11 protein-coding genes and 1 pseudogene are annotated in these 14,489 nt (G+C 46.9%); 3 read left to right on the top strand and 9 right to left on the bottom strand.

The features are described from left to right. Positions 1–74 precede the first annotated feature (74 nt). The 6 genes from ftsH3 to V6C93_RS19285 all read right to left on the bottom strand — a co-directional run bounded on the left by ftsH3 (position 75) and on the right by V6C93_RS19285 (position 6,898). Positions 75–1,913, bottom strand: coding sequence for an ATP-dependent zinc metalloprotease FtsH3 (ftsH3, locus tag V6C93_RS19310; protein ID WP_333478294.1), 1,839 nt, complete (start codon positions 1,911–1,913; stop codon positions 75–77). Positions 1,914–2,123: 210 nt separating this feature from the next. Further along, complete coding sequence (locus V6C93_RS19305) at positions 2,124–2,936, bottom strand: aminotransferase class IV (RefSeq protein WP_349262768.1); 813 nt, start codon at positions 2,934–2,936, stop codon at positions 2,124–2,126. 144 nt (positions 2,937–3,080) lie between these two features. Continuing rightward, positions 3,081–3,335 carry a hypothetical protein gene (locus V6C93_RS19300; protein WP_333478292.1) on the bottom strand — a complete coding sequence of 85 codons (255 nt, stop codon included), beginning with the start codon at positions 3,333–3,335 and terminating at the stop codon, positions 3,081–3,083. 131 nt (positions 3,336–3,466) lie between these two features. Beyond that, positions 3,467–4,789, bottom strand: coding sequence for a hybrid sensor histidine kinase/response regulator (locus V6C93_RS19295; RefSeq protein WP_333478291.1), 1,323 nt, complete (start codon positions 4,787–4,789; stop codon positions 3,467–3,469). A 5-nt stretch (positions 4,790–4,794) separates the two neighbouring features. Next, positions 4,795–5,241: a response regulator gene (locus V6C93_RS19290; protein WP_333478290.1), complete on the bottom strand. Its 447-nt coding sequence runs from the start codon at positions 5,239–5,241 to the stop codon at positions 4,795–4,797. 64 nt (positions 5,242–5,305) lie between these two features. Further along, positions 5,306–6,898 carry a sensor histidine kinase gene (locus V6C93_RS19285; RefSeq protein WP_333478289.1) on the bottom strand — a complete coding sequence of 531 codons (1,593 nt, stop codon included), beginning with the start codon at positions 6,896–6,898 and terminating at the stop codon, positions 5,306–5,308. A 400-nt stretch (positions 6,899–7,298) separates the two neighbouring features. Between V6C93_RS19285 and V6C93_RS19280 the strand changes: the two genes are divergently transcribed. From V6C93_RS19280 to V6C93_RS19270, 3 genes and pseudogenes are all read left to right on the top strand, one after another. Beyond that, positions 7,299–8,402, top strand: coding sequence for an ABC transporter ATP-binding protein (locus V6C93_RS19280; protein WP_333478288.1), 1,104 nt, complete (start codon positions 7,299–7,301; stop codon positions 8,400–8,402). Positions 8,403–8,552: 150 nt separating this feature from the next. After that, a complete protein-coding gene (locus V6C93_RS19275) occupies positions 8,553–9,161 on the top strand; it encodes a hypothetical protein (RefSeq protein WP_333478287.1) in 609 nt (202 codons plus the stop codon). A 359-nt stretch (positions 9,162–9,520) separates the two neighbouring features. Beyond that, positions 9,521–9,961: pseudogene (locus V6C93_RS19270) on the top strand (hypothetical protein); the annotation flags it as partial. Positions 9,962–10,056: 95 nt separating this feature from the next. Here the strand turns inward: V6C93_RS19270 and V6C93_RS19265 are convergent. The 3 genes from V6C93_RS19265 to V6C93_RS19255 form a co-directional block, all read right to left on the bottom strand. Next, entirely contained in the window at positions 10,057–10,554 is a 498-nt protein-coding gene (locus tag V6C93_RS19265) for a DUF2243 domain-containing protein (RefSeq protein WP_333478285.1), read from the bottom strand. Positions 10,555–11,139: 585 nt separating this feature from the next. Beyond that, entirely contained in the window at positions 11,140–13,026 is a 1,887-nt protein-coding gene (locus V6C93_RS19260) for a hypothetical protein (RefSeq protein ID WP_333478284.1), read from the bottom strand. Between the two features lie 127 nt (positions 13,027–13,153). Then, positions 13,154–14,489, bottom strand: a 1,336-nt coding sequence (locus tag V6C93_RS19255) for a pitrilysin family protein (RefSeq protein ID WP_333478283.1), incomplete at its 5' end; no start/stop codon positions are given.

Genomic DNA, 14,489 nt, shown 5'->3' with positions numbered 1-14,489 from the left:
CTATGAGTGATTGCCATGACGAAATTAAGAACTAAGCCAGAGGAACCCTACTTTCAAGTCCCTCTCACGTCTGCCTAGGCTATAGCAGCAATCCGAACATCATTATTGGCTAACAGTTCTTGCAGTTCATCTGCATCCACTGTTTCTTTCTCAATCAGCATATCGGCTAATTTGTCAAGGATATGCTTGTTGCCGAGTAAGACAGTCTTAGCACGTTGGTAGGCTTCATCCACCAGCCTGCGCACTTCTTCATCAATGGTAGCCGCTGTTGTATCCGAGAAATCCCGGTCTGAGGCAATTTCCCGACCCAAGAACATATTGCCATTCTGGCGACCTAGGGCGACAGGACCCAAGCGCTCGCTCATGCCGAAGCGAGTCACCATTTGCCGTGCTACGCGAGTGACTTGTTGTAAGTCGTTGGAAGCACCCGTGGTGACTTCTTCTTCACCAAAGATAATCTCTTCAGCAAGGCGACCGCCTAACGCGACTGCCATTTGGTTTTGCAGGTAAGAGCGGGAATATAAACCCGTATCCATCCGGTCTTCACTGGGTGTGAACCAAGTCAAACCACCCGCACGACCGCGAGGGATAATACTAATCTTCTGCACGGGGTCGTAATCCGGCATCAAGGCACCGACTAAAGCGTGACCCGCTTCGTGGTAAGCAACCAGCGTCTTGCGCTTCTCGCTCATGACGCGGTCTTTCTTTTCGGGCCCTGCTAATACGCGATCGATCGCATCATTCACCTCATCCATTGAGATTTCGGTGAGGTTGCGTCGTGCGGCTAAAATTGCGGCTTCGTTCAGTAGGTTGGATAAATCCGCACCGGTGAAACCAGGGGTACGACGCGCAATTTTCTCTAAGTCCACATCCTTCGCCAGCGTCTTACCGCGAGCATGAACTCTGAGAATTTCCAAACGTCCCGCATAGTCCGGGCGGTCTACAACCACCTGACGGTCAAATCGACCGGGACGCAACAAAGCGGCATCCAAAACATCAGGGCGGTTCGTAGCGGCAATAATGATAATGCCGGTATTGCCCTCGAAACCATCCATCTCCGTGAGCAACTGGTTGAGGGTTTGCTCCCGCTCATCGTTACCGCCGCCTAAACCAGCACCCCGCTGACGACCAACGGCATCAATTTCATCGATGAACACGATACAAGGAGCATTGGTCTTTGCTTGCTCGAACAAGTCACGCACACGAGAGGCACCGACACCCACAAACATCTCGACAAACTCAGAACCAGAGATGGAGAAGAAGGGTACGCCAGCTTCACCTGCAACCGCACGAGCGAGGAGAGTTTTACCTGTTCCCGGAGGGCCAACCAACAGCACACCTTTGGGAATTTTGGCTCCAACAGCAGTGAAGCGATCGGCATTTTTGAGGAAGTCAACAACTTCATTGAGTTCCAGCTTGGCTTGGTCAATCCCTGCGACATCGCCAAAGGTCACCTGAGTTTGAGGCTCCATCTGCACTCTAGCTCTGGATTTACCAAAGTTCATCGCTTGAGAACCGGGGCCATTCTGAGCACGGCGCAGCAAGAAAAACAATCCTACTAACAGAAGGACTGGGAAGAAGAGGCTGCTTAATGCTCTAAACCAAAAGCTTTCATCGCTTTGGGGCAGAACTGAAATGTCTACACCTTTATCAGCGAGGATGCTAATCAGCTGTGGATCATTGGGTAAGTTAACCAAGACTTGCTTACCGTCCTGAGACGTAACCAGCGCTCTGGTGCGATCAGCACTCAGTTTAACTGTTTCAATTTTGTTGTCTTGAACTTCTTGTATCAGCCTACTATATTTCCAAGTCTCCCGGCTTTGGGAGGGTTTATCTAAAAATGCTGTCCCTAATGCAATGACTACTATGGCGAGTAGCGCATATAGCCCTGCGTTTCTCCACTTCTTATTCACTACTTACTTACCTCCTAAGGCTTAGGATGTCGGAACGTCGAATTGGTTTCTTAATATTAACTAATGTTAACGTCTCTCAGGATTAGTTGGCGAAATTGTGTCAATAATAACTTCTTACTCTTTTAATGGCCTTCTTTATGGTAATATGTCTAACTCCCTAATGTGGGATGAAAACCATGTATAGTCAGTCTAGTAACGATGTCTTCATCCCTAGGATAGATGTTCATGGTGTTGTCGCCACAAACTCCGCAATGGCTCCAGCATCGGGTGAAAGGGCTTGTAGGTGAGAGACTGGGAGGAAGTCAGGACAGTATGGATCGGAATCACTTCCATCACGCTGTTGGTGTAAGCGATCGCTTCAAATTTCAACACCCGTTCCCGATCCCAAGGGGCTTCTTGAACCGGGTAATCCTGTGCCTGAAGCCAGGGAATGAGTTGCGATCGCACGACTCCCGGTAAAATCCCCGCTGCTAAGGGTGGCGTCCACCAGCATCCCTCTTGCCAGCCCCATAGATTACCCGTACTCGTCTCCAACCAACTCCCCGTAGCATCCACTAAAACCGCCTCAGCCGCCCCCAACTCCCGCGCTGCCTGTCCAGCCAGCCAAGCTGAGAGATAGTTCCCTGTCTTGTGAGCAGCCAGCGATCTTTGATAGTCAGGGGCGTCTGCCACCCATGCCGTGATGCCCTGTTGTTGCCGTTGTGCTAAGTCAGAGGGAAGGGAACGCCCGATGATCCACTCCCGCCCATCTGAGAAAATCGTGATTCTGAGAACGGGATAAGACGCACTTAATTGCTCTGCCCCACGGCGCAATCGTTGCCAATCAGGCTGTTGCCAACCGAACCTTTGTAAACTGGAGATTAGGCGATCGCAATGATGCTGCCAATTTGTCAGTGGATGCTTCAACGACTGCTGATAAACTCGCAGCGTTGTAAAAACAGTGGCACCATACAGTAAACCAGGGTCATCAATCGCTAATTCCAGCGTACTGCTACAAATCAGCTGACCGTTATACCAGAACAACAATTTTCTTCCTATTCGTTAATATCGAATCGCTATTAACTCATATTAAGCTATATAGCCAGTCTAAATGATTAGTGAAATCCTCTCCTCTGTTTCTCTGTGTTCTCTGAGTCTCTGTGGTTCGTTTTAGCGATTAGCTGTGAGTCAGGAGTTTTTCTGGAATTTCTCAGAATCTTTTTCAAGGGATAAACTTTTGACGCTGGGGATAGCCGCTAGTTGGATTTGACTGTCGCGATCGCAAATAGCCTTCATTTTTTCCTGTTGCTTGGGCTGCAACTGGTTGTAGATTTGCATAAACTCCTGATAGGAGTAAACTTCCATTAGAGCGTACAGCTCACCCAATGTCTGAGCTGAGAGCATAGCCTCTCTGAGTTGTGCCATTGTTTCGTGATGATTCATCTCAAGTTTGGTAGCCCACTAATACGAAGTTGCGTTCAAACCTAGTAGTCGAGACAGACGCGGGGACGCACAGAACATGAATGTGTTACGTATGAATACAACTTGGTATAAAGCGAAGACAGCAAACCTTCTCAATTTTCAAGGCTAGAATAACCGTAAACGTAGAGGTCTATCTCGATGTTCAAGGGTAGAATAACCGTAAATGTTGTCCCAACTCCCTCTTCACTCTCCACCACAATCTGACCCCTGTGGATATCTACACACCGTTTAACAATCGCTAATCCTAAACCTGTTCCAGAGATTGTACCGACATTACTACTGCGGTAGAACGTATCAAACAACTGAGGTTGATCTTTTGCGGGAATGCCAATCCCTTCATCTTGGATGCGGAACGTTACAGTATTCTGATCAAAAATTAGGTCAAACTGGATTTTACCTCCATCGGGAGAATATTTGAGTGCATTGGACAATAAATTGCTCAGGATTTGCCGTAGCAGTTTTTCATCCAGATACACGTCCAGGTGGGTACCCAGACATCTGAGGTTGATACTGTGCTGATTTTGTGCGGGTAGTTGTAACTCTTCTACCAAATCGCGGCAAAACTCCACGACATCCAGCTCTACCGGATTAAACTCCAGTTTTCCCGCCTCTGCTTTGCTGAACATCAGCACATCATTCACCAACCGAGTCAGATGATGAACCGAGCTTTCAATCCGGTGGAAATGAAGCTGCTTTTTCTCCTCTTGCCAGTTATGACCGTAGTGTTCAAGTAATTCTGTAGAGGAGAGGATGGTCGCCAATGGGGTGCGATACTCATGAGAGACTACAGAGATAATGCGAGATTTGAGATCGCTGAGTTCTTTTTCTTTAGCCAGAGCATGACGAAGTTCCTCTTCTAAGCGCTGACGTTCGCTAATTTCACTTTGCAGGGACTGATTTTTTTGCCTTAACTCATCGGTTTGCTCTGCAACTCGGCGTTCGAGTTCTTCATTGAGTCGCTGCAACTGCTCTTCACTCTGGCGCAGCTTCTTCAGGGTGTGAGCTCGCTCGATCGCATAACGAATCGCCCGAACCAAGGTATAAGTATCAATCTTGCCTTTAACGAGATAGTCTTGTGCTCCCTGTCGCAAGGCTTCTAGGGCAATGACTTTATCACTCAGTCCAGTGAGTACCACAATGGGTAAATCCGGTGCCGCCTCATGGGTTTGTGCGATCGTAGGCAATCCTTGTTTATCCGGTAGCGATAGATCCAACAGAACCACATCAAAGTCTTGTTCGTGCAGGGATTGCAGCGCATCTTTCAGCCGTTCAACATGCACCAGCGACCACTCAATCTCGTCAGCTTCTTCGAGAATTTCACCAAGTAGGTCAGCATCAGCTGGATTATCCTCTACAAGCAGGATGTTGATAGCGTTAGCGGTAGCCGCATGGCGGCGTGAGGAGGTACTGTCCATATTTTTTACTCTGATGGCAGTTTAACCAAGGCTAGCCAGAACTCTTCGATCAACTTCACGACAGAGATAAACTGCTCTAAGTCGATTGGCTTGGTGACGTAACAGTTCGCATTCAACTCGTAAGTCTTGAGAATATCTCGTTCAGCGGCTGAGGTGGTGAGAACAATTACGGGAATGAGTTTGAGGCGGGCGTCTGCCTTGATTTCCGCCAGAACCTCCCGACCATCTTTTTTGGGCAAGTTGAGGTCAAGTAATATCAAATCGGGACGGGGTGCATTGGCATATTTTCCCTGCCGACGCAGGAAAGCGAGAGCCTCTACACCATCTTCCACCCAGTGCAACTTATTGAGTACCTTACCGTCACTCAGCGCTTCTTCCGTGAGATCGGCATCACTGGGAGAGTCTTCTACAAGCAGAATATCAACGGGTCTAATAGAAGTGTTAATGTTCATGGAGAGGATAGAATTACAATTTCATAAATCGAATTGGCGTCTCAATCTCTAAGGGGTTGATGTCCTAGAAACGCACAACAGTAAAGTGAAAGGTTGTACCGACTCCTGGCGTGGACTCTACCCAAATACGTCCCCCATGACGTTCCACAATCTTTTTACACACGGCTAGACCAATGCCAGTGCCGGGATATTCCGCACGGGAATGGAGACGCTGAAAAATCACAAAGATGCGATCAAAGTATTCTGGCTCCATGCCAATGCCATTATCACGGACAGAAAAGACCCATTCGGTTTTCCCTGGCACTGCCGAGATATGGATGTGTGGAGGTTCCTCTCGACGAAACTTCATGGCATTGCTGATCAGATTTTGGAACAACTGAATTAGTTGTGTTTCGTCTCCTAACACAGTAGGCAGGGAGTCATAAGTCACGACGGCTTGGCTTTCTGCGATCGCAACTTTTAAATTATCCAAAACCTGATTCAGTACCCTATCACAAGCCGTTGGCTTCAACTCTTTACCCCGCGTCCCCACCCGTGAAAACTCAAGCAGGTCATTGATTAACTGCTGCATTCGAGTGGCTCCTTCCATGATGTAACCGAGGTACTTATCAGCTTTAGCATCAAGGTTGCCCTGATATTTGCGAGCTAGAAGCTGTGCATAGCTATTGACCGCCCTTAGTGGCTCTTGCAAGTCGTGGGAAGCTACATAGGCAAACTGCTCTAGTTCCTGATTAGAATACAACAAATTGGCGTTTGCTTCTTTCAGGTCAGCGGTTCGCTCTAGTACTCTGGCTTCTAGCTCTTCATTCAACTTTATAAATGACATTTCAGCTTGTCTGCGTTCCCTCATCTCCCCCTGGATGGCGCGATACACCAGATAAAACCCGACCAGATTTAGTATTATGCCGAATAAGAATATCAACTGCACTCTTTGGGCTTCCTCCTGTTTCGCCTTTAACCAAGTTTTTAGCTGCTCATATTCTTGACTTTGCATCTGCTGGAGTACTTGGCGCAGTTGATCCATAAGTTCTTTTCCTTGATTGGTCAGAACCACCTGCGTCGCGGCTTCAAACCCTCTGTTTTTCCTCAGCTCAATCGTTTCCTGAAGTTCAGCAAACTTTTGTGCTATTAAGGGTTCAAGGATAGAAAGCTGCTGCTGTTGCCCAGAGTCCGCAACCATTAATGTTTTTAGCAGGGATATTTGCGGAGCAATTGCTCTGACAGCACGGTTGTACGGCTCTAAGTAAGACTCTTGTCCTGTAAGCAAATAACCTCGTTGACCGGTTTCAGCATTCGTAACTGAAGAACGGACATTTTCCAACTTCTGAAGGATTTGCTGGCTTCGATTTACCCGATCCGATGTTTCTTTTTGCTTGATAAAACTCCGGTAAAATAGAAGATTGAGACTGACCAGAATCAGTGATGCTAGTCCCAGCATCACCATAGTCTTCCTCTCAAGAGACCAGTTGATTGGAAAAGCGCTCAAGGGTACAGGTGGCAAATGGGTATGCTCTTGTTCGTTAACACGGGAAGCTTCTTGAGGTAGGGGAGGAAGGGATGCAGAAATCTCCGTAGACATCTCCTCTCCCTCTCCATTCCCTGTTTGAGGCTCAGCTGCTGATTGAGTTGGCTTTTGACTGACATTTTGATGCTCCATACAATTGTCCCCCAGAACCCTTCATCGAGAACGCTGTTGCGTCCTCTATATAACGTGAATTTGCTCCTTTATTGTTACCACTGTTTTTAAATACTTATCTCCGTGGAATTACGGAATTGAAACAGCTTTTTTATAAAACTTATAACCGTAATTTTACGGTTGGCTTTATATATGGTAAAGTTAAAGGCTGTGTCAACTGAATTGGGAATTGAGAAGCCAGAATTCGGAATTACTTTTAGTGAGAACAACGACAGCACCACTGAAGTCGATACCGCTAAAATTTTTGATTTAGGCGGGAGATTGTACCCTTTTTAAAGTCCGATTAATAATTAATAATTAGTAATTTTGAGCAACGTGGGGCCCTACCTGAAACCGTTATCTTAGTTATTTTCAGCGACCAATGGCAAATGTTCAATTAGAAGAGATTACACGCCAATTTGAGAATGTGCTGGCAATTGAGAACATCACCTTTGAGGTACCAGATGGGCAATTTTGGGTATTAGTGGGGCCATCGGGTTGCGGCAAATCCACGATTCTGCGGACGATCGCAGGTCTGGAATCCGTGAGTAATGGCAATCTCTATATTGGCGATGTTTTAGTCAATCATGTCCCGGCACGGCAACGGGATGTGGCAATGGTGTTTCAAAACTACGCCCTCTACCCTCACATGACGGTAGCTGAGAATCTCTCCTTCGGATTGCGGATGCGGAAAGCCGATAAGGCAACGATTGAGAGACAGGTGGAGAAGGTGGCGCGATCGCTCGATATATTTCATCTGTTGGATCGTAAACCCAAGCAGCTATCTGGGGGACAACAGCAGCGCGTGGCACTCGGAAGAGCGATCGCACGGGAACCGAAGGTTTTCCTTCTAGATGAACCGCTCTCGAATCTGGATGCTCAGTTACGGGATGATACGAGAGTTCAATTAAAGCAGTTACACCAACAATTGGGCATCACGACGATTTATGTGACTCACGATCAGGTGGAGGCAATGACCCTCGCAGACCAGATTGTGGTGCTCGATCGCGGTCGGATTCAACAAATCGGTGAACCCCAAGCGATATATGCTAAACCCGCGAACCGTATGGTGGCGATGTTCTTGGGCAATCCTCCGATGAATGTTTTTCGCACCATCTATACGGGTGAGGGGTTTCAGGTGGGGGGTCAGTTTTTGCCTTGTCCCAGTGAGCTTCAGATCAGGTTGCCATTAGTTCCGGCGCAAACTGTGGATTTGGGGATTCGCCCGGAATATGTGGAGTTCACCAACCCCAAAGGTACAGAAGACGCCGAGAGCAGAGGGGAGTTGAGGATGGAGGTGAGTGTGGTTGAACCGTTGGGGCGGGAGACGTTAGTTCGTGGGTGTCTACCAGAGTCGGAGGTGTTGTTAGATGTTGTGGCTCCTTCTGATTGGCGTGGGCATCCGGGCGATCGCATTGGCATCCAATTCGACCTTAACCAGTTGTTTGCTTTTGACCCCACGACGGGTGATGCCCTGTATCCATAATCTACAAGTGGACTCTTCTACACTGCTCTTGCTTGAAGCATTTTTAAACTTCTACCTTTTGCTGAGGGCTGAATCTTCCTACAGCGATATGTTCTTATTAACGTAGATTTTTAGGGTAGAGGGTAGTCTTCTAAAATATCTGCTAAATCTATGCTAAAACTCCTTAAGTTAAGCGCGGCTCTGTCTGCTGCTGCCGTAATTGTATCTTTCCCTCAGGCTGTCTTGAGTCGTCCTTTGTCTGAAGCATCTGGTTCTCCTGCTGTGCAAAAATCAGGCAAGGGTAGTCCTTTTTGTTATATGCGAACTCAACAAGGTGCAACCCTCAATTTAGAGAATCTGTGTAGAGCAGATGATGGTTCTGGTAGCGGGAATAGAGCAACCAATGCAGCTCCAAACCCTGCGGCTACTAATCCTGGGGCTACTACTCCTACGGCTAATACTACCCCCAATAGTAGAACCTTCACTTTTACGGGTAGCCCCACTAGGGATGTCGCCCCGAACCGGACAAACACGGGCGCTAATACCAACGCCAACAGGACAAACACTAGCACCAATGCCAGCGGCGCAAACAATAACGCTAATACCAATGCTAACGGCACAAACACGGGCACTAATACCAACGCCAACGGCGTAAACAATAACGCTAATACCAACGCTAACGGCGCAAACACGCGTACCAACACCAATGCCAACGGCGCAAACAATAATGCCAATACCAACGCCAACAGCACAAACACTGGCGCTAATAACCAAAGGTAAACTACCCCACCTGATTGGCTGCGCATAAAGGCAAGCCAGTTACAGATGGGGATGAGAGGTAAGCTGTTGTGCATTTAATTTGCATATTGTTTAGTTAGGGAACGAACCGTCAACTCCTCTGTGTGTCTCCCTCCCCGCGTCCCCGCGTCCGTCTCAACAAGCAATTTAAAAGCGTGACAGCCCTGGTTCTATTGCACAAGACAACAGTTGCGAGCCTCTAGGCTGGTTTAGAGAACAGCCCCAAAGTTCAATCATTTTTGCGCCATTCAAATTGGCATCTCCAAGCCAACCACACATTTTATTCGTGCATTTAAACTGCTTGTTGGTTCTGATTCCAATGTGCAAGCAGCAATTGCAGGCAACAGACAAACCCTTTGTACTCTATCAAGGCTGATCGCATCATTGACTTTTCGGCTCGTTATAACTTTGCCTCATCCAACGGCATCCCCTTTGGTTCAGTGAAAAGACGAGGGTTAAAATCGCTGTGGAAAGGGCAATACGACATTTTTGACGGCGACACAGTTGTCATGACAATTCGGGAAAAAAATCCCTGGGTCAAAGTCATGGATGGATTATTTGGTGAGATTCCGCTCTTAGGGATATTCAGCGGTTTTGTATTCAATCCCGCTTTTTTAGTGACTCGTGCAGATGAAACGGTTGTGATGAGCTTAGAAAAGCAACCTTCATTCTTTTCCCGAACGTTTACTATTAAGCAGCTTAATCAACTCAGTGAACAGGAAGAAATACGGGTTTTATTAAGTTTATTAATGATGATTTTATTAGAACGGACTCGTGGGTAAGAGAGTCATAAATCAAAAGTCAAAATGGTAAACTCGAATGTGGAGAGAATCCTGGCTGCTTACGGTATGCCAATTCGATGTGAAATAGCTTAGTGTTAAGCTTGGCTCGAAGCTTTCTTTTGTCCGTTTTGCAATATAATCCAGCCGACTAGAGCAAGGATGGCACCTAAGGTCAGAAAGCCGATATCCCAAGCTAACTGATTTGGTCCTGGTTTAACGTGATGAATTCCTAGAATTTGGTGATCGATGAGACCTTCAATACAGTCAAATAAACCCGCACCCAGGAGTAAAGACCCGCCAAAGATTTTGGGTGACCAGGGTACATCGCTACGCCCACCAGCACGCCAGAGCAACACAATACCGATGACTGTTAGAGTCCAGGTGCCTAAATGAAAAAGACCATCTCCTAAAGTATTGGCTTGGAGATTAGAGAGATTTGTTGCTGGACGAACGCTCGTTACCATGTGATGCCACTGGAGGATTTCGTGGAATAAGATTCCATCAACGAATCCTGCCAACAAACCTGCACCAATCAGGATACCCGCTGCAACCAGCAATCCACTAGGCTTACCTGGCTCAAGTTGAGATTCCATAACAAAACTTCATCCTTAGGGTGTTCGAGGTTTCCGTTAAGATTCACATCTCTCTCTTGGCGCGGTTTCCCATCCCTCGTTAGACTTAAGAGTTTGTACATAAAATACCTATTAGGTAAGTTGACACACTGCCAAGTCGAACAGTAGAACTTCTCCTTTTTCCGGGAAACTACTGAGATTGGCAGAAAACTGTTCCAATGTTCCGTAATCCTCACCAGGAAAGTTCACCAAGCAATGTGCCAAGGTTAACGAACCAGCCCTTGATTGGTACGCCTAATAGAGGGTGGGAATGTATCTCACAACGCTTCTCTAAGATTTTCCTCCTATGGCTTCAAAAGACACCAAGCTCAAATTCCCTTTGTGGCAATTTCTTAACCAGCCTGTCTTGAGTACTAAAACTAAACTTATACTCAATCCGCGTCTATTCGCGTATCTCTATAGAGTGAAACTCTTAGAACGCTGTTGGACTAAAGCATGTGATTCTAAAGGGCGTCATCGTAACTGAAATTTCGGTAATGGGGAAAAAGGTAATTGGTGGAAAGAGAACTTCTCGATTACCTTTTTCCCCATTATCTAGTCTTAAATTCAATGGGTGCGATGACCTAATAGTGCAGTTGGGGCACGCGGCTTAATGTCTGGATCGAATCCACCAACCTGATTCGTGCGGATTAACCAGACAGACGCGCCATGCTTGAGAAAAATTGCAGCAATTTCATCGTGTGCCCGACGTGGCAGTACTGTTCGCCAAGTTGTTAGGGCAGCGAAGAAATTACTAAGGGAATCAAGCGGAGGGCGAGTACCTGCCAAAGGTTGAGCATTTTCTTGCCAATCAGAGCGCACAATTCCTAGGGGTACTAATTGACGCTCTAGCGATCGCCCCAACTTCACTAATCTCTGAAAGCGTCGAGTTTGAGCATGATCGGGGTGACGCTGTAACCAATCTTGAATGCGGGGATTAGATTGGATTGTCGCTTCGATCCTTTTAATGGTTACGTACAGCGCTTGGTTGGAATCCTGAACACAAGAAGTCGCTGGGTTCACGATCGCAGCACCCGTACCATCTCCAATCCGGTAACGCGCCATCATGATTTCTAGTTGACGCGTCAATTCGTTCCAGGGTGACAGTTTGATACCGTCAAAGTCGTAATCTTCGGTTACCGCATCCAATTTGACCAGAACATCGGAAACGGGGCGATTTCCCAGCCAACCGCGCTGCAAATCGCCCATATAACTTGACCAATGGTTTTTCCCGGCAACAATGCCATCGGGGTTATGGGCGTAAACTTGTAGGTACTCAATATCAAAGCGTAGTTCCTGGGTCAGTGGTTCGCGCACGACATGCGCTAATCCATAGACAAAATGACCTGTAACCACACCTAGCGGCGTAGGTTCCGCTTTTTTCCCACCAATTCCGCCAAAGGTATGCAGGACAATTGCCCGATCACCCTCTCGCCAATGAGATATCGATTCATTAATTTGTTGCGTTGTTGGATCGAGGAGAATTGTTTTCGCTATGCCTTTTTGAGCTTCTGTATCTTTCCAATACTTTTTGTTAAAGTAAGAGATTCCTGCTTTCTTCCCTAACAGCACTTCATCGGGTTGGAGACGAAATAGGGTACGGGGTGCGATCGCTTGCGCTACAAAAATCCCATCTGCATCTTTAGCACCGTAAATGTACCAACCCGTTGGATTGAGGGGAGATTTTTCTATATTTTTGTTAGTGGAACGAAAAACTCCCCGGCGATCAGCTGGAACTTTGGGAAGGCGAATTGTTTCTTCAACACCATCAAATTGCTTGGACGTTGGATTAAAATGACGTACTCGGAACTTATCGCTTCCCTTGGTTGTTGGTGAGACAATCGTAACTAAGCCATAAAAGCGCCCAGTAATTTGTATCGGTTCTTGTGTCAGGATGAGCGTCGGGCGCTCGCTGCTTTTTTCTTCTACTACAATTGGCTCTGGCAACATCACTATCACATTATCATCAGGTCTTGCGCCTGCTAGAGACTCTAATGGGTCAACATGCAGCCAATTATTGAGGCGATCAGGATGCAAGTTTCCTTGGTTTTTACTTTCTTGTGTCTGTGTACTGAAATGGACATCTTTGGTTACAGCTTTGAGATAAGCTTGCACCTTGGGTTCGTTACTCCACTTCAACTTTACGATATTTCCTACTAAATCCTGATGCTCAGAATCTGTATGATGGACTTCAAACAGGACGCCCTTTACTGTATCGCGTTGTTCTTTTTGTGGTAAGATAACTCGTCCTATCCACGTCCCTATGGGATGATAGAGTTGAGGTGAAACCGATTGATTTAAAGGATAATCCTGCGGCTGATTAAAAGAATATTTAATATAAGTTTCATAGTTAGTTTTACTGAAATGTTCGGCACCGTGTATAAATTGATAATAGACAAGTAGCCCTGAACCTAAAATAAATAGAATCAGACCGATCAGTATATAAACTAGCAACTTCCGATATCGTCTAATTTTAAGCAACTGAATAAATAGTACAAATTAAACTTCGTTTGATTGACCAGTCCTTGGTCACGGGCGATTGCCGCAGCAACCACCCTTTAAACTTCTTCCAAGCTCAGCATTAGCTGCTTTTTGCCCCTGGAATAGTGATATCTAAAGAGGTTACATTGGCCGAAAGATTCGTGAGAGGTGGCTGAATTGCAGAAGCATTACCCACCACTAGCGTGACGAGTTTATCTGGTTGCAGGTATTTTTGGGCAACCCGCTGGACATCCTCAATCGTTGTCGCTTTGACACCGCGCTGATAACGGAAGAGGAAATCCTCTGGGTAGCCGTAGTATTCGTAACGCATCAGCCGCGATAGAGTTTGGTTGGGGTCTTGGAAATTGAACACAAAGGAGTTGAGAACCTGATCTTTGGCAGAGGCAAGCTCTTCTGCTGTTATCGGTGCTGTGCGCAGTTTCTCGATTTCGGCGCGGATGGCTTTAACAAAGGGTACAGTTGCATCCGATCGCGTCTGTCCTCCAGCTACAAATGTACCCGGAAAGTCGTAACGAGGGCTCCAAAATCCATAGACAGAGTATGACAGACCTTGGCGCGATCGCACTTCATTAAATAAACGCCCACCAAAACCATTCATTACCTGATTTAACACATCCAGCGCCGGATAATCAGGGCTGTTGAGTTCACCGCCGATATGCCCGATCTGAACATAACTCTGGGTGAGTTGGGGCTGATTGACGAAAAAGACACCCCCCTGCTTTTCCTGGGTGGCAGAGGGCACAGTGATTTGTGGTGCTTTAGAGCCGGGTTTCCAGTTGCCAAATTTCTCCTGAATCAGCGATCGCATCTTGGCTGAATCAAAATCCCCGATGATGCCCAAAATCATATTTTCAGGATGGACATATTGCTGGTAAAAGGCCACCAAATCCTCACGGGAAATCTTGTTGAGCGTCTGATACTCCACCGTGCGGGCGTATGGGCTATCTTTACCGTAAATCAGTTTCTGAAATTCACGACCCGCAATTCCATTGGGGTCATCATTGCGACGGGCAATTTGTCCCGCCTCTTGTTTTTTGGCTAAATCCAGTTTTTCCTGAGCAAACGCTGGCGTCTTTATTACCTCAGCAAATAAATCAAAAACCGTGCCCAAGTCTTCGCTTAAGGCACTGAAGCTGGCATTGCCAGAAGTCGAACCAATACCCGTTTCTACCGAAGCCGCCCGTTGTTCTAAAAGTTGATTCAGTTCATCTCCCGTATGTGCAGTAGTACCGCCAGTGCGCATCACGTCCCCAACCAATGAAGCTAAGCCAACTTTGTCGGCGGGTTCGAGGCGTTCGCCCGTGCGAATCATGGCTGTGCCGCCAACTAAGGGGAGTTCATGATCTTCCATAAGATATACAACCATCCCGTTATCCAGCTTATAGCGGGTATACTTCGGTAGCTGAATCTCCGGT

This window comes from Allocoleopsis sp., assembly GCF_036703385.1.
Taxonomy (GTDB): Bacteria; Cyanobacteriota; Cyanobacteriia; order Cyanobacteriales; family Coleofasciculaceae; genus Allocoleopsis.
This window is presented reverse-complemented; position numbering and strand designations above follow the sequence as displayed.